Origin of the sequence: Coprococcus sp. AM97-35 (assembly GCF_027697525.1) — a bacterium.
In the GTDB taxonomy this organism is placed as follows: domain Bacteria; phylum Bacillota; class Clostridia; order Lachnospirales; family Lachnospiraceae; genus Allocoprococcus; species Allocoprococcus comes.
In genome coordinates this window covers 67755-85574 of sequence record NZ_JAQESL010000006.1, presented here as the reverse complement: position 1 = coordinate 85574, position 17820 = coordinate 67755, and the positions used below count along the sequence as shown (strand labels likewise).

Sequence of the window (17820 nt, the reverse complement as noted above, 5' to 3'; positions counted from 1 at the left end):
ACCTTCCCAGTTCTTTATGATTTTTCCGTCAACTATTAGAAACACGCTCCGCGAGTTTCTCAAGTTATCGCGTCAGTCGCCAAGGTCTCGTGCAAGCACGGACTTTGATTCGTTGCTCGCGTAAATAAAATAAGGAACAGCTACGAAAGCCATTCCTCATTTTCTCTGTTATGCTTCTTTCTTCTGTGAAAAAGCTGTTGTCTGCTCTTTCTGTGAAAATTTCATGAATGTCACAAAGACAAGCATCATGATGATTCCTGCCGGAAGTGCGATCCATGCACTCTGTACGAATCCGGCAATAATATAAGTGATAAACGAAATCGCCGCGCAGCTTGCCGCATATGGAAGCTGTGTATTGACATGATTAATATGATTGCACTGTGCACCAGCAGATGCCATGATCGTTGTATCCGAAATCGGTGAACAGTGGTCACCACAAACTGCTCCGGCCATACATGCGGAGATAGCAATGATCATCATCGTCTCATTCTTTCCTTCAAATGCATGTACCACGATCGGGATCAGGATTCCGAATGTTCCCCAACTTGTACCGGTTGCAAATGCAAGAAAGCATCCCACAAGGAAGATGATTGCCGGAAGAAGATTTACCATACCTTCCGCACTTCCGGCTACAATGCCTGCTACATATTCTGCCGCTCCAAGACTGTCGGTCATAGATTTCAGCGTCCATGCAAAAACAAGAATCAGGATTGCCGGAACCATCGCCTTAAATCCGTCCGGGAGACATGCCATACACTCATCGAATTTCAGCACACGTCTTACCAGATACAGCACGATTGTGATCACAAAAGCAAAGAAGCTTCCATACACCAGTCCCTGGGAAGCATCACTTCCAGAAAATGCTTCTACAAAACCAACTCCGTCAAAGAACCCACCGGTGTAGATCATTCCGATCACACAGCAGATGATCAGTGAAATGATCGGGATCAGAAGATCCATTACTTTTCCTTTACAGTTATCCACTGCCTCTTCCTCCGTATTTGCATACGGTCTGTCCGGTGTGGTGTAAATATCACCTTTTTTCGCATTATCTTCATGAACCTTCATCGGACCATACTCAACCTTCATCACAACCATTGCGATCATCATCAGGATGGTAAGGATTGCATAGAAGTTATATGGAATTGCACGGATAAATATTGAAAATCCATCTTCACCTTCTACAAAACCCGTAACGGCTGCTGCCCAGGATGAAATCGGTGCAATGATACATACCGGAGCTGCTGTCGCATCGATCAGATACGCAAGCTTTGCTCTGGAAACATTCTGCGCATCCGTTACCGGACGCATCACGCTTCCGACTGTCAGACAGTTAAAATAGTCATCGATAAAGATCAGCACACCAAGAATGATTGTTGCCAGCTGTGCACCTACACGGCTCTTGATATGGGTACTTGCCCATTCACCGAATGCGGCAGATCCTCCTGCCTTGTTCATCAGGCAGACCATGGTTCCTAAGATAACCAGGAAGATCAGGATTCCCACATTATAGCTGTCAGAAAGAACAGCTACGATCCCTTCCTGAAAAATATGGGTGATGGTTCCTTCAAAGGAAAATCCAGAATAGAATATTCCACCTACTAAAATTCCTACAAATAATGAGCTGTACACTTCTTTTGTGATCAGTGCCAGTGCGATCGCAACCACCGGTGGAACCAGTGACCAGATGCTGGCGTACATCTTCGGTACATACTCCTCCGCGTCTGCTGCAAATGTGACAAGGGGACTTGCCATTACGCAGATCATTACAGCTGCGAGCAGACTGCTTAACTTTCTCATTTTTTCTCTCAATTAAAATACCTCCTGTTTTAAAACATAAAAATGCCATGAATAACGCTTGCACCGGCAAAACGCATTCATGGCATGTAAAGTCTTCCTTAAATGTTCTTCCGATAGCGCTCCACGTGTGTGACAGTACGCTGCATCTTCTGCATCGTCCCAGAAACCGGGGTTGGGGTTCCGGCTCCTTCGGCGGTATTTCCTTTCTCTTCTGTCGGCTTCCCTGCCGCATCTTTCAGAAGGTACTGATAAATCCCGCGCCTCTATCAAGCTGAATATTCATCATTTTCTTTATCAACCATACTACAAAATTTTCATTTTTGCAAGAGATAATTGCTATTTTACAATATCTACCGCTTCTTTTGTCATTTCTTTGATCTTTTCAAATTCTCCGCCATTTATCAGAGCATCCTTTACCATCCAGGTTCCGCCGCATGCGAGTACCTTGTCAAATGCAAGATAGTCTTTGACATTCTGTGGACCTACAACACATTTGCAGGCGGTGTGCAGCGCAGGTTCTTTTGCGTACGCGTCCCCTTTTGAATCCTCACAAACCAAAAAGGAGCCAGAGACTTTCGTCCCTGACTCCTCATTAAAGTCAATCTTATTCTTCAGAACCGTACAGTGTAACGAGTTTCTGCAGATATGCATATCTAGCTTTTGCTTCTTCTTCGTTCTTAGCAAACAGAACTTTAGCCTTTTCAGGATTGAATCTGGCAAGAGCGTTGTAACGAACTTCACCGTTAAGGAATTCTTCGTATCCGGCAAGATCTGGTGCCTTGCTGTCAAGAGTGAACTTAGATCCTTCTGCTTCTGGATTGAAACGGAAGTTGTTCCAGTATCCACATTCAACTGCAAGCTGTTCTTCTGTCTGAGCTTTGCTCATACCTTTCTTGATACCATGGTTGATACATGGAGCGTAAGCGATGATCAGGGACGGTCCCGGATATGCTTCAGCTTCTGCGATAGCTTTTACAGTCTGGTTGAAGTCAGCACCCATAGCGATCTGTGCAACGTATACGTAACCGTAGCTCATTGCGATAGAAGCAAGGTCTTTTTTCTTAGTTTCTTTTCCGCCTGCTGCGAACTGAGCGATAGCACCAGTCTTAGTAGACTTAGAAGACTGTCCACCTGTATTAGAGTAAACTTCTGTATCGAATACCATTACGTTGATGTCTTTTCCACTTGCAAGTACGTGGTCAACACCACCGAATCCGATATCGTAAGCCCATCCGTCACCACCGAAGATCCACTGGGATTTCTTAGCAAGGAAGTCTTTCTTTTCTACGATATCTTTGCATGTCGGGCAGTCGCATCCTTCTAATGCAGCAACAAGTTTGTCTGTAGCTGTTCCGTTAGTAGCTCCGCATCCGTATGTTTCAAGCCATTCGTTGCAAGCAGCTTTTGCTTCTTCGCTGGCTTTATCTGATGCAGCAACTTCTTCTACTTTCGCTTTCAGACCTTCTCTGATTGCTTTCTGAGCAAGTAACATACCATAACCGAACTCAGCAGCATCTTCGAACAGTGAGTTAGACCAAGCCGGTCCCTGTCCCTTAGAGTTTACTGTGTAAGGTGTAGACGGTGATGAGTTACCCCAGATAGATGAGCAACCTGTTGCATTAGCGATGTACATTCTGTCACCGAATAACTGTGTGATAAGTTTAGCGTATGGAGTCTCTCCACATCCAGCACAAGCTCCTGAGAACTCAAGCAGTGGCTGTTTGAACTGAGATCCTTTTACTGTATTTTCTTTAAATTTAGCAACAACTTCTGGTTTTACTTCGATTTCTGTACCAAAGTCAAAGTATACCTGTTCTCCTGCGTTCTCTTCCATGTTACCCATAACAAGAGCTTTTTCACCCTTCTTACCTGGGCAGACATTTGCACAAGAACCACATCCTGTACAGTCATAAGCTGATACAGTCATTGTGAACTTCATTCCCGGCATACCGATCATGTCGATTGCTTTCAGTCCTTCTGGTGCTTTTGCAAGTTCTTCTTCTGTAAGAGCTACCGGACGGATTGCAGCATGCGGACATACATATGCGCAACGGTTACACTGGATACATGTCTCTGACTGCCAGATCGGGATATCTACAGCGATACCACGTTTTTCGTATGCAGCTGTTCCTGACGGTGTAGATCCATCTACATAATCTTTGAATGCAGATACAGGCAATGTATTACCTTCCTGAGCATTAACCTTAGCCTGAATATTCTTAACGAATGCTACTGCATCTTCTCTTCCACCCTTAACTTCTGGTGTGAACAGACCTTCGTCTTCGCAGTTCTTCCAGCTTTCCGGTACTTCAACAGCGTTAACCTGTTTAGCTCCGGCATCGATAGCATCGTAGTTCATTTGTACGATCTTATCACCCTTCTTGCCGTATGTAGCTTTTGCAGCTTTCTTCATAAGGTCGATAGCTTCTTCTTCCGGAATGATGTTAGCCAGTTTGAAGAATGCAGACTGAAGAACTGTATTGATACGTCCGCCAAGTCCGATTTCTTTACCGATCTTGATACCATCGATTGTGTAGAATTTGATGTCATGGTTAGCGATGAATGCTTTTACCTGTCCTGGAAGATGTTTGTCCAGTTCTTCTACTGTCCATGGGCAGTTAAGAAGGAATGTACCACCATCTACAAGTTCCTGAACCATGTTGTATTTGTTGATATATGACGGGTTATGGCATGCAACAAAGTTTGCTTTGTGAATCAGGTAAGTAGATTTAATTGGTTTCTTACCGAAACGGAGGTGAGACATTGTAACACCACCGGATTTCTTTGAGTCATAATCAAAGTAAGCCTGTGCATACATATCTGTGTTATCACCGATGATCTTGATAGAGTTCTTGTTAGCTCCGACTGTTCCGTCAGCTCCAAGTCCCCAGAACTTACAGTTGATTGTTCCTTCCGGTGTTGTAACCAGTGGAGCACCTACTTCAAGAGAAAGTCCTGTTACATCATCAACGATACCGATTGTAAATTTAGCTTTTGCTTCATTTTCAAATACAGCAACAACCTGAGCCGGTGTTGTATCTTTAGAACCAAGTCCGTAACGTCCTGAGTTGATCTTAACAGCATCGAATTTTGTTCCTTTAAGAGCTGCAACAACGTCAAGGTACAGAGGTTCTCCAAGAGATCCTGGTTCTTTTGTTCTGTCAAGAACGTTAATGTACTTAACGGAATCCGGAATTGCATCTACAAGTGCCTGTGCGCAGAATGGTCTGTAAAGGCGAACTTTAACAACACCAACCTTCTTGCCCTGAGCAAGTAAGTAATCGATTGTTTCATCGATTGTGTCGCAAACAGATCCCATAGCGATGATTACGCTTTCAGCGTCCTCTGCACCATGGTAGTTGAACAGTTTGTAGTTTGTTCCGATCTTAGCGTTAACTTTGTCCATGTATTCCTGTACGATTGCCGGCATAGCATCGTAGTATGGGTTACATGCTTCACGAGCCTGGAAGAATGTATCCGGGTTCTGAGCTGATCCTCTTTCACATGGATGGTTCGGGTTCAGTGCATGTGCACGGAATTCCTTGATTGCATCCTTGTCTACGAGATCTTCCAGATCTTCGTAATCCCATGTTTCGATCTTCTGGATTTCGTGTGATGTACGGAAACCATCGAAGAAGTTAATGAATGGAATCTTACCTTTCAGTGCTGCACAGTGTGCAACCGGTGTCAGGTCCATAACTTCCTGTACGCTGGATTCACAGAGCATTGCGCATCCAGTCTGACGACAGGCGTAAACATCTGAATGATCACCAAAAATATTAAGAGCGTGTGAAGCTACTGCACGGGCAGATACGTTGAATACACCCGGAAGCTGTTCACCAGCAATTTTATATAAGTTAGGAATCATAAGAAGTAAGCCCTGGGAAGCTGTGTAAGTAGTAGTAAGCGCACCTGCTGACAGTGAGCCGTGTACAGTACCTGCTGCACCTGCTTCAGACTGCATTTCTGTTACCTGAACAGTCTGACCAAAAATATTCTTTCTTCCTTGTGTTGCCCATTCGTCTGTGGCTTCAGCCATTACAGATGAAGGTGTGATCGGGTAAATAGCAGCAACTTCTGTATAAGCATAAGAAGCATGAGCAGCTGCATGGTTACCATCCATGGTCTTCATTGATCTTGCCATTTTCTTTGTTCCTCCTTAGATTGTGTCAAAACTTTTACTTGTGTTAAAATTTTTCTACACTTTCGTTCGATATTATTATAGCTGTTCATATATGAAAAGTCCAGTCATTTTACTGTTCTGATTGTTCCTTTTGACGTACAACCCCTGCATTTCAAGAGGTTGTTTTATGCAAACTATAGTAAGCTTATACTATCTTATATCATAAAAGAGACGGACATCTGTCCGTCTCTCACCATACATTATCAATTACTTTTTTAACAAATATTATACGTTGAATCTAAACAGGATAATATCTCCGTCCTGTACAACATAATCCTTACCTTCCAGTCTTACCAGACCTTTTTCTTTTGCAGCGTTATAAGTGCCACATGCCATCAAGTCATCATAGGATACGATTTCAGCGCGGATGAATCCTCTTTCAAAATCAGAATGGATCTTTCCTGCTGCCTGTGGTGCTTTCGTTCCTTTTTTGATTGTCCATGCACGGACTTCCGGTTCTCCTGCTGTCAGGTAACTGATCAGTCCAAGAAGGCTGTAGCTTGCCTTGATCAGCTTTTCAAGACCAGATTCCTTAAGTCCCAGTTCTTCCAGGAACATGCTCTTTTCATCATCATCAAGTTCCGCGATCTCCTGCTCAATCTCTGCACAGACAACGAATACTTCGCAGTCCTCTCTTTTTGCATACTCACGGACTGCCTGTACTCCCGCATTACTTGCACCATCATCTGCAAGATCATCTTCTGCCACATTTGCAGCAAAAATGACCGGCTTGTAGGTCAGAAGATTGTAGCTTTCCAGCCACTGCTGTTCATCTTCGTCATTGATATCATCAAAGCTCTTTGCCATCTTTCCATCTTCCAGATGTGCTTTAATTCTTTCCATCAGTGCCAGCTCTTTTGCGATCGTCTTGTCATTTCTTGCTGCTCTGACTGCTTTGGAAATTCTTCTTTCCAGGATCTCAAGGTCTGAAAAGATCAGCTCCAGGTTGATCGTCTCAATGTCACGCAGCGGATCAATACTTCCGTCTACATGGACAATATTGCTGTCCTCGAAACAACGTACTACATGAACAATTGCATCAACCTCACGGATATTTGCAAGAAACTGGTTTCCAAGACCTTCTCCTTTGGATGCACCTTTTACAAGACCTGCGATATCTACAAACTCAATCGCTGCCGGGATGATCTTTTTGGTGTGATACATCTCACCAAGCACATTCAGACGTTCATCCGGTACAGTAACAACACCCACATTTGGATCAATGGTACAGAATGGGTAGTTGGCTGATTCTGCTCCTGCTTTTGTCAGTGAATTAAATAAAGTACTTTTTCCCACATTAGGTAATCCTACGATTCCAAGTTTCATTTTTTATATTCCTCCTTAAAAATCCCTTTATTTTACGGTGTTTGCGTCTTCCTTTATTGAATCGAGTGCCACAGCGAGTGCCACTAACTATCTATACATATGTATCTTTATCCTACATTTAATACGCAAGACACCTTGTCAATTTCCTTTTGTTTTTCGTCTTCTGTGATATGAACATATAGATTCATAGTTATACCAATATTCGAATGCCCCAATATTTTCTGTAATGTCTTTGGCATCATTCCACCTTCAATGCACCTTGTAGCAAAAGTGTGCCTTAGTACATGCATAGAAAATCTGTTAATTTTTGCTTTATCACATATCTTAAACAGAGCTGCATCATATGCACTATTCTTTACTGGTTCTCCCTTACGACTTAAAAAAATAAAATCAGACCATTCTTCTTGTATTTTTTTTATGTTCTTATTTTTTTCTTTTTGTTCTGTTAGTATTCTAATAGCCTCATCGGTTAATGGAATTGTACGATATCCTGCTTTACTTTTAGGCTCTCCTATTCTCCATTCACCAACACTATATCGATATTCCATTGAACGTTGAATCCTTATTGCTTTCTTTGAAAAATCAATATCTTCCCATTTCAAGCCCACTAATTCACCAGTACGAAGCCCTGTTTGTAATATAAATCTAAACTGATTTTCATAACTTTGCCCTTTTGCATATTCTATAAATTTCTTTTGAACATCTATTGTAAGTGCTTCTTTCTTCTGTGAAGGTTTTCCCATATCGCTTTTCACTGATTTCTTACAAGGATTGCTTAAAATCACTTCATTTTCTTTTGCAAATTCGAGCATGTTAAAGAGCGCAATTCTTGTTTGATATATTGTAGATGTTTTGTATCCTTCCTCTGCCATATCAGTAAAAATTTTTTGACAATGAATAGATTTTACTTCTGTTAAAATTTTTCTCCCGATTATCTTCTGAATGTTTTTATTATAACGTTCTGTATAATTTCTAACAGTATTCGGACGTACCGTCTTTTTCTTTACATCAATCCAATATTCAAACCAAGCATCTACCATCATATTCGTAGCTTGTTCTATATCACTATGTTCGTTTATATAAGTTGCATCTGCAAGCCACTGTCTTACTTCTTGCAACTTTTTAGAGCGTTTTGATTTTCTCTTTCCAAATCTATCAATAAACCTTGCACAATATGTTCCATTAGCTTGTTGATAAATTCCCTCTCCAAGCTCCTTCCCTTTTAGGTTTCTACCCATTATTTTAGCTCCTTTCCATAAAAAGAAGCTCCAATATAGCAACTTATAGATTACCACACCGGAGCTTCAAATTCAATGCAAATCAGCCATTTCTTATAATTCAATACTCTCTTTTAAAAACTTTTCAAATTCTTTTCTTTTGACTAATTTCTTTTTTCCAACATATAACACAAACGGGCATCTTGGCATCTTTAATAGTGCTGATATTTTGTTCTGTCCAATATTAGAAAATTCAGCTGCTTCTTCAATTGTAAGATTCGCTTTTTCCCATAACGGTATTTTTTCAATCACTTACCTCACCTCTTATCATTCAAATGGATTTTCTTCATTCTCTTCTATCGTTCTAAACTCACTTTTTCTTTCTAAATACGCCTGAACTGTTGGATATTCGATTATTTCATTCATATCCTTATAATAGATAACTTTATGTATTCGTCTTAAAAATGCTTGCCATGATTCTTTATCTTCTCTCTGCAATTCAGAATATTGTTTCTCAAGCTCCCAGTTAGAAACAATGTATACTTTGTTGTAACATGCAAATTTATTAGAATATCGACTTGGCAACTCTATCGGATATATATCACAATAAAGTAACATTTCTTTTAATTTTAATGATGACCTAAATTCGTCAAAACAAATTGCTGGTTGCGCTGTATATGAATCAAACGGGTGATTATAATCGGTTACTCGATATACATTTACATATCCATTTTCTTCCAAAACTCTCCGTGTTTTCCCCGTCCCTGTTTTGCCAAAAATATAAATTACTTCCAAATTTAATCTTACTGTTTCCTTAAACCTTTCCATCAAAATAGTGGTACGAACCTTATCGAGCCGGTCTATTTGCATTATATAATCTTGATTTACAGCGAGGATCTCTGCATTGGTCATATTATTTTGAATCATTTGATAAAGTTCCGACATATCACTTCTTTTTCCTTTACTATCAGGAGGCTGTGTACCATATTCTTCAAATGTTCCTTCTATTTTTGATTCTCTTTTTGATTCATCCAACTGCCATTTTCCACTCTTTTTAATATACGACAAATTTTGGCTGACCGTCCCCCTGCATTTTTCAATATGCGCAGCCGTCCCAAAATACCTTTTAAGCATCGAAAATCTTACTCTAGAACTAAATACAACAAACACATGTGTATGATGCGTATGCGCACTTCCATATTCATCTGCCATGGCAATATACGATAGCGTTTTGAAATTATTTCGCAAAATATCAATTATTATTTGATGAGAATATCCCTTCTCTAAAGGATTATTTATCGTAAGCTGATACATAAAAGATTGTGTATCTATATCTTCCACCTCCTGTGCATTTTGTTCATTTCTCCGCACAATAACTTTATATAGTATTATACGTTTTTATAGATATTTAAAAATATTTATGTGTTTTGTTTGCATTTGGGGTAATACTACCCCAAATGCAAACAACTAATAACAAGCTATATCCTTTATACCATCACCTTTTTGCCATCTCCTGAAGCAGTTTTTTTAGTCGTTCTTTATCACTTATAAAAGGAATCTGAATCGGTTGAATTTCTTGTCCATCTATTAGTATCAATCCCTGTCCAGTCTTCGGATGATACCGTTCCTCATATTCTCTATCTTCTAAATGTTCTCCTGAAAATAGAGATTTCCTACTTTCAACCGATAATCTTCCCATCCCTATACATATCTGAAAATTATCGATAGCACCAATTCCTGTTGGAAATAGGCTTGCTGAAATTCTCTGCTGAACACACCATACAAAACAGTGGCGAGATCTTCCCATCATAAGTACATTACTTATTTTTTCTTTTATTACTTTAGCTTTACGATTATCTTTTTGAGTAAGCCAAATTATATATCCTGCATATTCATCAATCAGAAGAATTTTTATTGTTGCACTATTTTCTTTTGTCTTTTCAAATTCTTCATAATATTGTTCTATCAGCTCTGTTATTTCATCAAATTCGGCATAATTTTTCGCTATTCCCTTAAAATCTCCGGACTTTTTGAAATCACAAATAAATAATTCCATTTTACAATTTTCTTTTTTCCCGTACTTTAAGATATTATACAGTATATACAATACAAAAATTGATTTTCCCGATCCAGTTCCTCCGACACAGCACAACTGCCCCGTAGCAAATATATCTACTTTTATCGGTTTTTCAGTTATTTTGTTATATCCTAATTGAATCATTCAACTTCTCTCATTTCTTTGTCAAGTATTTCATCATGATATTCTTCTTTTTCGGGTTTAATAAAGCCTTCTCTTGTTTTCATAATTGTCACACGTGAGTTATTATTATCTATAACAAATTTTACTGTTTCAAAATGTTCATCGAATATCTTTAATATTTTTAAATAAACACCTTTATCATTCCATTCATCTGGAACTATATGACTATAAATTCTTCGTTCAATATTCCCCTTTGTTTTCCGTTTATATATCAAATGTATAATTTCCCTGTTTTCTCTTTTCCCTTCAAAAGCCTCTCTAAACACTTTAGTTTCTGCATTGTTAAGATTTCTCCCAATTGATACTATAACAACCATAAGTAACACAAAAAACAAGCTTAAAAGTAATATATTTATAAACAAATCATATTTTGGGGTTATTGCGTCAGGTATAAACGGCAATTTTAAATTTCCACTAAAATGTACTCCTATTACATAAATCACAACCGGAATTATAAAAAAACATAACTTCAAGGGAGTATTTATACATTCCATTATTCCTAATATCACATTTAGCAATATATAATTTTTCGAGTGTTCCATATAACTATTAAATATAAATTTTTTCACGCTATTCCTCCTCATGTACTTCCCCACTCTCATTATCTAAAAGTGAGGAAGTTATCTACGTTATTCTTTTTTTGCCTTATCCATTTAACTGAACTTTTCTTCTAACTTCAACTGGTTTAATTCCCTTTGCTACCACAGACATTTTAACTGTCCCCTTATTACTCCAATCCTGCCATAATTTACCACTAATTTCTTCAAATACTACTGGTATTGGTGTATTGTTAAATTCAAATGGTAATGACATCATTCCTGGAATTTTAATATCTATTTTTTCATACCCTGCTTTTTCGGATAAGCACGTAAGTTTAATTCCATCTTGCTCTCCTTTTACGCCTCCTGCATAACTAAACGAAGGTCGCCATTCGAGTAATAAAGTTTTTTCTCCTATTGTTTCTCTGACATCTACTACGATTTTACTAATATCCATAATTTTCCTCTTTCTGCTTTATTTTGCTTTTATTGATAGCCAGCCCCTCATTATTTCTGACTATCATTTTCTACTGGTATCCTTCGACTTAATGTATAGTTTTTTTAGCAATATCCTCAAAATTAAGAATCCTAACTTTGCTTCCTAGTTGAAGTTGATATAAAAGATACATATCTTTATAATAGTTAATCGTTTGCACCACCTCTCTCTGTGTCTCAATTGCTTTTTTATTTAGTTTTTTTAGCTCAAGATAATAATCTTGTGTTGCATAAGATTCATTTTTAGTCACCTCTAAAAAACTTTTCACCGTATTTGTATAAGGTTTAAAAGCTTTTTTAACTTGCTTACGAAAAATAACTAATGTCGCTTCGCTAAGATTATATTTCTCTGCATCTGCATATTGTTCACTGTTAATACAGTCTTCAAAACATTTGAATTCTTTTTCAATATATTCCACCCCCTCTCTTATTTGTTTCTCTACCTTTGGGTATGTTTCCACAAAATCAAGACAAGCTCGTTTAATTTGCTCTTCTGTTAATTCACTAAGATATACGCTAGACATATCTACTTCTCCCTTCGTTTTTGTCGTTATTATGTGACTTTTTGTCATTAGGCCTCTTGACATTTATTACTATATCATATATTCTGTCATTATTCAGTACCATATTTGTGCGTATTAAATTTATTTTAAGGAGGTATTTGTCACTCATGAATGACAAAAAAGAACTGACATACTATGAAAAATTATTTATATTCAAATTTAAGTTACTCCGAAAATGGAGATATCAACTTTATTTAAACCATCAAAGTGAATCTCCCAATCCTTATGAAAGATTTTCCTGTTGTCATACACAAGACACATTTGCAGAAAAAATAAATGTTGAACGACGAACAATTGGACGATGGGAAAAAGGCAAAACATTTCCTTCACTCGATAAAATCATTGCCATTTGCCAAGCACTCGACTGTGATATTAATTTTTTATTAACGTATGAAATAACAGAAAAAAACAGCAATGCTTTTGATAATTATATAAACTTTTATGATGAGGATATTGATAAAATTGACATTAAAAAAATTGATATTTCCGATTGGAAGACTGGATTTGATCCTTCGATGTTAGCGTATAAATATTCCGGTATTTCGCCAGATATTATCACTTATGCAATAAATAATGACGATTATTTAAAATGCCTAAACTTCTTCATGCACCCAGACAATTGTTCAACATTATTTAATGATATTATGCTAACTTCTTGGAAAAACTTCTTATCAACCAATGGACATTTAGATGATCTCTCAGAAACATTAAAGTCCATTATTATAAATATTTTCCACAGATATCAAGCTGTTACACCACTAGGAAGTTTTAACAAAGAATCCTACAAAGCTTGGATTAAAGAAGAACTTCCTCCAAACAAATTATCATTTTCATCACACATGATTGCAGACCGCATATGCCTAGCTAAATGCTTATCATCTGAACGTTTCACGGAACTCGGATTATCTGATGAGAATTCTAAAAGTTATGATATATTTCTTGAATATATTGCAACCTATAGTTTCAACGTACTAACCGATAATTTAATATTAAATATACAAAAAGATACCCTTGGAAAATCATTTGTTCAGCTGTTTGAAAAATTTTTATCCGAATAACAAAAAGGACTTTGAAAGTACAATTTCAAAGTCCTTTTTTATTAAAATGATAAATTTAACTGTGCCAATCAGCAAAACAAATTTACATACTTTACTTGACAAACTCAACTAAGTTTGAAAATATTTCACTAAGTTTTTATGCTAGGTTAAACTCTAGTCACATCTCTCTAAAATACTCTTTATTTCTACTCATTCTGATTAGTTTCTTGTTTTACTTTAAAGTAATCGTCGCCCCTCCATCATGAAAGAATCCTGCCGCAACCTCCATTTTGAAAACATCATTAGATCCAAAAGATGTAACCCCAACTTCTTCGCAGTAATCCGGAAGCATTCTATTATAATGTCCCATAGGACGACTTGTGTCACTCATATCAATAACATATACATCCGATGCGCCTCCATTATCTGGTCCTTCTGGATTATATGTAAAATGATAAACAGTACTTTTAATACCATTATTAGTATTATCTTCTTCTATTACCGACCAATAACCCTCCCAACTTTCTGGCACTTCAACTTCAAAATATTCATTAGAATACGACGTTTTAACTTGCTCTTTTGCTTCTTCTATTTCATCCGCTTCAGTCCATTCCAAATCGTCTTTCCAGTTTGCACTTGATTCCCAATGTTTTGACCATAAAGAGTTTAACTTCACTTCAAACAGTGGCTGTTTCAGAAGATTCTTATCCACGACTGGCGTATCCACAACCAGTGTCCCTTGTATTTCCGGATCGATCGATAAATCCAGACTTCCTGCATAACCATCTAATTCTTTTTTCGTAGATACCTTAGCTTCACCTTTTACTTTTCCCAAAATTCCAACGGACATATCCAGTCCGGATGATCCGTATAATTTAGTAATTAAATGCACTGATGGACCTATTGATGCATCTCCCGAAACTGAAATTGTGTTCCATTGTAAACCATCTGAATCAAAATCAATTTTCTTTATTTCTTTTACTTTCCCAGTCTTACTATTATATTGGAACCCCAATGTAGTTTCTGATGTCATTTCATATGAAGCTCCTATATTTCCCTCTAAATTCATTTCTGATCCAATGGCAATTTCCAAATTATTTGTCACAACAATTGGAATACCCGCCACAGAAAATTCATAATTTGGGAGTTTCTTTTCCAACAATTTCTTTTCTAACTCTTTTGAAGAACTTTCAGAGCATTCCATTGCGGTTTTTGCACCTTCTTTTGATTTTGCAGCAATTCCACATTTTATATTACCATGATTTATATCTATGTCTATCTCTACCCAAATACTAATTCCCGCTTCACCAGAAACAGTAACCGGCTCATCCTTTTCTTCAAACTTTTTTCCAATCACATAATCTGTACCATTATCATTTTCATCAATAACCTTATCTTCTTTTTCTTCCTTTTTTTCTTTCTCATCTTTACATACTTCAATATTAAATGCTTCTCTTTTTTTCTCTCCTTTCATGCTTTCAGTCTTATAACTTACTGATTGACTTCCATCTTCTGTCAATTCTATTTTTTTATAAATATGAGCCTTTTCAAACACATCGGTTAAGACAGCAGGTTCGGTTTTTACAATGTACAGATTATTTTTTTTATCTACTTTTAAAACTCTTCTTATGTACCCTTCTAATGAGTTCTCAGTAATTCCGGAAACAATCACATCTCCCTTTTTATATTCTGGCTTTTCTCCAAACACAAGATAATCTTCCCTTACATCTATGGGTATATTGTCTGTCTCTGACGTAATAACCTTTACATTTTCTTTTACAATAATATCACCTTCCGGCTGTTTGTCATTATACAATTTATTATATCCGAACAATATTATAGATACACTCGCAACTAATAACACCGCAGTTACAATTATTCTCCGAACCCACTTCTTCACCTTTTAATCTCCTTTGTATTTTCCTTTAGTATGCAATATCTTCAAATCAATCCCATGAAGAAATCTTCCATACATCTCCAGCTTTTGTACAGTACACATTTAATATCATATGATCTCCCCTTACCGAATCTCTTGATCCGCCAAACACTATAGCATCCTTATCTTTATATGACATATCACATTGATAACTAACTGCTACAGATAATTTCAATTGATTTTTATCAATATATTTTACTTGGTTTATAGAAGAATCTAAAATTTGTTTAAATACTATATCATATTCCTCTTTCAACCCCGCTCTATTGGTTCCATTTAGATCAGGATTACTTGTCACAAATTCTTCAGCATTGTTATTCAAAAAATATTTATTTAATGTATTTATATCTCCCTCTTCCAAAACAGTCTTCACAATTTCACCACAGCCTTCACAAATATCCGTATTTAATTCTTCTTCATATTCTTCCTTCAAACCATCTTCTGCAATATCTGTTAAATCTATCATATTATCATCAAATCCCATTTTTTGATCTTGCCATATAGGATGTTTCACATATTCCAAACTTTCCTCATTTAAAATCACTTCTCCATCATCAAAAACAGGATGTGTAACCGTAATATCATATTCAGCATCCGGCAAGACTGTAATTGTATAAATCTCCACTTGGTTTTCATCATCTTCTTTTCTTTCCGGTTTACCAGTTACTTTCTTCCCATCTATAGATACCTTGGAATCTTTAAAAACTTTTATATATCTCTCTGCATATAAATCATCTAACACAATTTTTCCATCTTTTTTTCGTACTTCAATATCTCTAGTCTCATCTCCATTGTCCGTTGTTATAATTAACTTATATGAAATTATATCCTTTGTTTCATCTATTTTGTCATATGTACAATCTTTAACGCCTTCATTTTCTTCCACCATTTTATCTATAAAACCAGATTTTGAATCTTTAATTTTTTCACTTGTAATATAATCACTTTTTGGAAAATACGCCAAATCTAATATATCCGCATATTTCTTTTTAACAAGACTATTGCAGTATGTTTCTATTGTTTTTTCCGGACTTGCCTTACCCACATTTACTTTTTTTGTACCATCTTTTTTACAACCAGTAATCATAACCCCTACGATTAAAACAGCCACCGCTGTTCCTCTTATTATTAGTCCTTTCTTCATTTTCATTTCCTCCTTTTTCATTTCATATTTATTCTTTTTGGCATTCAGTAGATGTCATATTTTGTTTCATTTTAGCATATACTGTCAAAAATGACAATCAGTGAATGTCATTCTGGAGGTCTACCATTTATGTATAAAAACAAATCATCTAACGGATCTAACAATATTTGTGGCGGAAAAATCAAAGAACTAAGGCTACAACTTCCTGAAAAAACTTCTCAAAGAAAATTTGCTGATATGCTTCAAATTCAAGGTCTCGATGTCGACAAAAATGCTATTCAACGGATTGAATCTGGCGCACGTTTTGTTACCGATATTGAACTTAAAGCAATTGCGCAGATACTTAATGTAAGTTGTGATACTTTACTTGGAATTGATATGCCTATTAAATAATTTTTTAACTATATTTTTTAAAGAAAAAACGGTAAAGAAAACCTCTACCGTTTTATCCACACATTTTTACTTATACAAATTTAATTATTATATTTTATTTACTTTTTTCAATGATCCAGTCAAAAATTTTAAGTTTTACTTTATATATTCTTTTGAACACAATCAAATTGATTATAAAAATTACAGCTAAAAATACAAAATACCACAAAACACTACTCAAACAGCATCCAGCAATTCCAAAAAAGCCGTATATTAGCTTTTGAATTATATTTTCACCAATAAACAACGTAGATCTATTTATGTATAACTGCCAAATAAACAACGGCATTGCCTTAACCAGAATACTCACTACTACATTTAGTATATCATATAAAATTTTACTTTTTCTTTGCAGTCGTAGCAAAGTTATAGCAATAATTTGAAGGTGATAATTTCGTTTTCTTGTCTCGTCTTTTTCTTCTAAATAATGTAAATAACCTAAATCCCAATACTTCTCAAGAACTCTATCGTGTGCTTTACAATATTCTTCTTCATAATCTTTAAATCTTTCTTTTCTTGTAACGTATTCTTCTATCGTAGGATATTCATTTATATCCATCCTATAATATTTTAAGACATCTAAACCATCCAAGAAGCATCTACGCAGATATTTTCTATCACTCTTTAATCTTAAAACTTTCTGTATATAATCATCTATAGCAATATTTGACTTATCCCAAAAGATTCCTCCTTTTAAAATAAAATGTTTTTCCAGTTCATTGTATATCACAAAAAAGCCAAAATAATTATATATCTCTGTGCTTCCTCTAATCATAAACTCTTTTTCTAGTTGTAAATATTTTTTTACCGTAATTCCCTTTTCTAATAACTCAATATTTTTTCTTAATATTGCATTTTCTCTTTCATTAACATTTTCCATAATTACCG

General features: G+C 36.3%; 16 protein-coding genes and 1 riboswitch. Of the genes, 2 read left to right on the top strand and 14 right to left on the bottom strand.

Annotated features, from left to right (window positions below):
* Positions 1 to 168: 168 nt before the first annotated feature.
* The 11 genes from PG840_RS07160 to PG840_RS07110 all read right to left on the bottom strand — a co-directional run bounded on the left by PG840_RS07160 (position 169) and on the right by PG840_RS07110 (position 12392).
* Entirely contained in the window at positions 169 to 1767 is a 1599-nt protein-coding gene (locus PG840_RS07160; RefSeq protein ID WP_442872450.1) for a Na+/H+ antiporter NhaC family protein, read from the bottom strand.
* 139 nt (positions 1768 to 1906) lie between these two features.
* Positions 1907 to 2074: riboswitch (Lysine riboswitch) on the bottom strand.
* 62 nt (positions 2075 to 2136) lie between these two features.
* Positions 2137 to 2451, bottom strand: a complete 315-nt coding sequence (locus PG840_RS16835; protein WP_117835537.1) for a hypothetical protein — start codon at positions 2449 to 2451, stop codon at positions 2137 to 2139.
* On the bottom strand, positions 2405 to 5944 hold the full coding sequence (gene nifJ, locus PG840_RS07150) for a pyruvate:ferredoxin (flavodoxin) oxidoreductase (RefSeq protein WP_117822717.1): 3540 nt from the start codon (positions 5942 to 5944) through the stop codon (positions 2405 to 2407). The genes PG840_RS16835 and nifJ overlap by 47 nt, the downstream gene beginning before the upstream one ends.
* 264 nt (positions 5945 to 6208) lie before the next feature.
* Positions 6209 to 7309, bottom strand: coding sequence for a redox-regulated ATPase YchF (ychF, locus tag PG840_RS07145; RefSeq protein WP_022220674.1), 1101 nt, complete (start codon positions 7307 to 7309; stop codon positions 6209 to 6211).
* Between the two features lie 107 nt (positions 7310 to 7416).
* On the bottom strand, positions 7417 to 8547 hold the full coding sequence (locus PG840_RS07140; RefSeq protein WP_055246393.1) for a tyrosine-type recombinase/integrase: 1131 nt from the start codon (positions 8545 to 8547) through the stop codon (positions 7417 to 7419).
* Positions 8548 to 8640: 93 nt separating this feature from the next.
* The gene (locus PG840_RS07135) at positions 8641 to 8838 is read right to left on the bottom strand and encodes an excisionase (RefSeq protein ID WP_156337618.1); all 198 of its coding nucleotides are present in this window, start codon (positions 8836 to 8838) and stop codon (positions 8641 to 8643) included.
* A 15-nt stretch (positions 8839 to 8853) separates the two neighbouring features.
* Positions 8854 to 9867: a replication protein gene (locus tag PG840_RS07130; RefSeq protein WP_156337617.1), complete on the bottom strand. Its 1014-nt coding sequence runs from the start codon at positions 9865 to 9867 to the stop codon at positions 8854 to 8856.
* Positions 9868 to 10021: 154 nt separating this feature from the next.
* Positions 10022 to 10747, bottom strand: a complete 726-nt coding sequence (locus PG840_RS07125; RefSeq protein ID WP_055246389.1) for a hypothetical protein — start codon at positions 10745 to 10747, stop codon at positions 10022 to 10024.
* Positions 10744 to 11355 (bottom strand): hypothetical protein, encoded by a 612-nt coding sequence (locus PG840_RS07120; RefSeq protein ID WP_055246388.1) that lies wholly within the window; start codon positions 11353 to 11355, stop codon positions 10744 to 10746. Before PG840_RS07120 ends, PG840_RS07125 begins: the two co-directional genes overlap by 4 nt.
* Positions 11356 to 11431: 76 nt before the next feature.
* Positions 11432 to 11782 carry a hypothetical protein gene (locus tag PG840_RS07115; RefSeq protein ID WP_055246386.1) on the bottom strand — a complete coding sequence of 117 codons (351 nt, stop codon included), beginning with the start codon at positions 11780 to 11782 and terminating at the stop codon, positions 11432 to 11434.
* A gap of 88 nt (positions 11783 to 11870) precedes the next feature.
* Positions 11871 to 12392, bottom strand: coding sequence for a hypothetical protein (locus tag PG840_RS07110; RefSeq protein WP_270613459.1), 522 nt, complete (start codon positions 12390 to 12392; stop codon positions 11871 to 11873).
* A gap of 98 nt (positions 12393 to 12490) precedes the next feature.
* On the opposite strand from PG840_RS07110, the gene PG840_RS07105 reads away from it, so the two are divergent.
* Positions 12491 to 13441, top strand: coding sequence for a helix-turn-helix transcriptional regulator (locus PG840_RS07105; RefSeq protein WP_055246382.1), 951 nt, complete (start codon positions 12491 to 12493; stop codon positions 13439 to 13441).
* Positions 13442 to 13652: 211 nt separating this feature from the next.
* On the opposite strand, the gene PG840_RS07100 is transcribed toward PG840_RS07105, so the two are convergent.
* Together PG840_RS07100 and PG840_RS07095 are read right to left on the bottom strand one after the other, a co-directional pair.
* Positions 13653 to 15320 (bottom strand): hypothetical protein, encoded by a 1668-nt coding sequence (locus PG840_RS07100; protein ID WP_055246380.1) that lies wholly within the window; start codon positions 15318 to 15320, stop codon positions 13653 to 13655.
* Between the two features lie 46 nt (positions 15321 to 15366).
* Entirely contained in the window at positions 15367 to 16500 is a 1134-nt protein-coding gene (locus tag PG840_RS07095; protein WP_270613458.1) for a hypothetical protein, read from the bottom strand.
* A 129-nt stretch (positions 16501 to 16629) separates the two neighbouring features.
* On the opposite strand from PG840_RS07095, the gene PG840_RS07090 reads away from it, so the two are divergent.
* Positions 16630 to 16893, top strand: coding sequence for a helix-turn-helix domain-containing protein (locus PG840_RS07090; RefSeq protein ID WP_055246376.1), 264 nt, complete (start codon positions 16630 to 16632; stop codon positions 16891 to 16893).
* 94 nt (positions 16894 to 16987) lie between these two features.
* Here PG840_RS07090 and PG840_RS07085 read toward each other — a convergent pair whose 3' ends face one another.
* A complete protein-coding gene (locus PG840_RS07085; protein WP_055246374.1) occupies positions 16988 to 17812 on the bottom strand; it encodes a hypothetical protein in 825 nt (274 codons plus the stop codon).
* Positions 17813 to 17820: the final 8 nt, after the last annotated feature.

Bases quoted from the DNA above. Each gene is read 5' to 3' on its own strand.
- PG840_RS07110 (WP_270613459.1), bottom strand. From the start codon at position 12,392: ATGACAAAAAGTCACATAATAACGACAAAAACGAAGGGAGAAGTAGAT.
- PG840_RS07105 (WP_055246382.1), top strand. From the start codon at position 12,491: ATGAATGACAAAAAAGAACTGACATACTATGAAAAATTATTTATATTC.
- PG840_RS07090 (WP_055246376.1), top strand. From the start codon at position 16,630: ATGTATAAAAACAAATCATCTAACGGATCTAACAATATTTGTGGCGGA.
- nifJ (WP_117822717.1), bottom strand. From the start codon at position 5,944: ATGGCAAGATCAATGAAGACCATGGATGGTAACCATGCAGCTGCTCAT.
- ychF (WP_022220674.1), bottom strand. From the start codon at position 7,309: ATGAAACTTGGAATCGTAGGATTACCTAATGTGGGAAAAAGTACTTTA.
- PG840_RS16835 (WP_117835537.1), bottom strand. From the start codon at position 2,451: ATGCATATCTGCAGAAACTCGTTACACTGTACGGTTCTGAAGAATAAG.
- PG840_RS07095 (WP_270613458.1), bottom strand. From the start codon at position 16,500: ATGAAGAAAGGACTAATAATAAGAGGAACAGCGGTGGCTGTTTTAATC.
- PG840_RS07085 (WP_055246374.1), bottom strand. From the start codon at position 17,812: ATGGAAAATGTTAATGAAAGAGAAAATGCAATATTAAGAAAAAATATT.
- PG840_RS07125 (WP_055246389.1), bottom strand. From the start codon at position 10,747: ATGATTCAATTAGGATATAACAAAATAACTGAAAAACCGATAAAAGTA.
- PG840_RS07115 (WP_055246386.1), bottom strand. From the start codon at position 11,782: ATGGATATTAGTAAAATCGTAGTAGATGTCAGAGAAACAATAGGAGAA.
- PG840_RS07160 (WP_442872450.1), bottom strand. From the start codon at position 1,767: ATGATCTGCGTAATGGCAAGTCCCCTTGTCACATTTGCAGCAGACGCG.
- PG840_RS07140 (WP_055246393.1), bottom strand. From the start codon at position 8,547: ATGGGTAGAAACCTAAAAGGGAAGGAGCTTGGAGAGGGAATTTATCAA.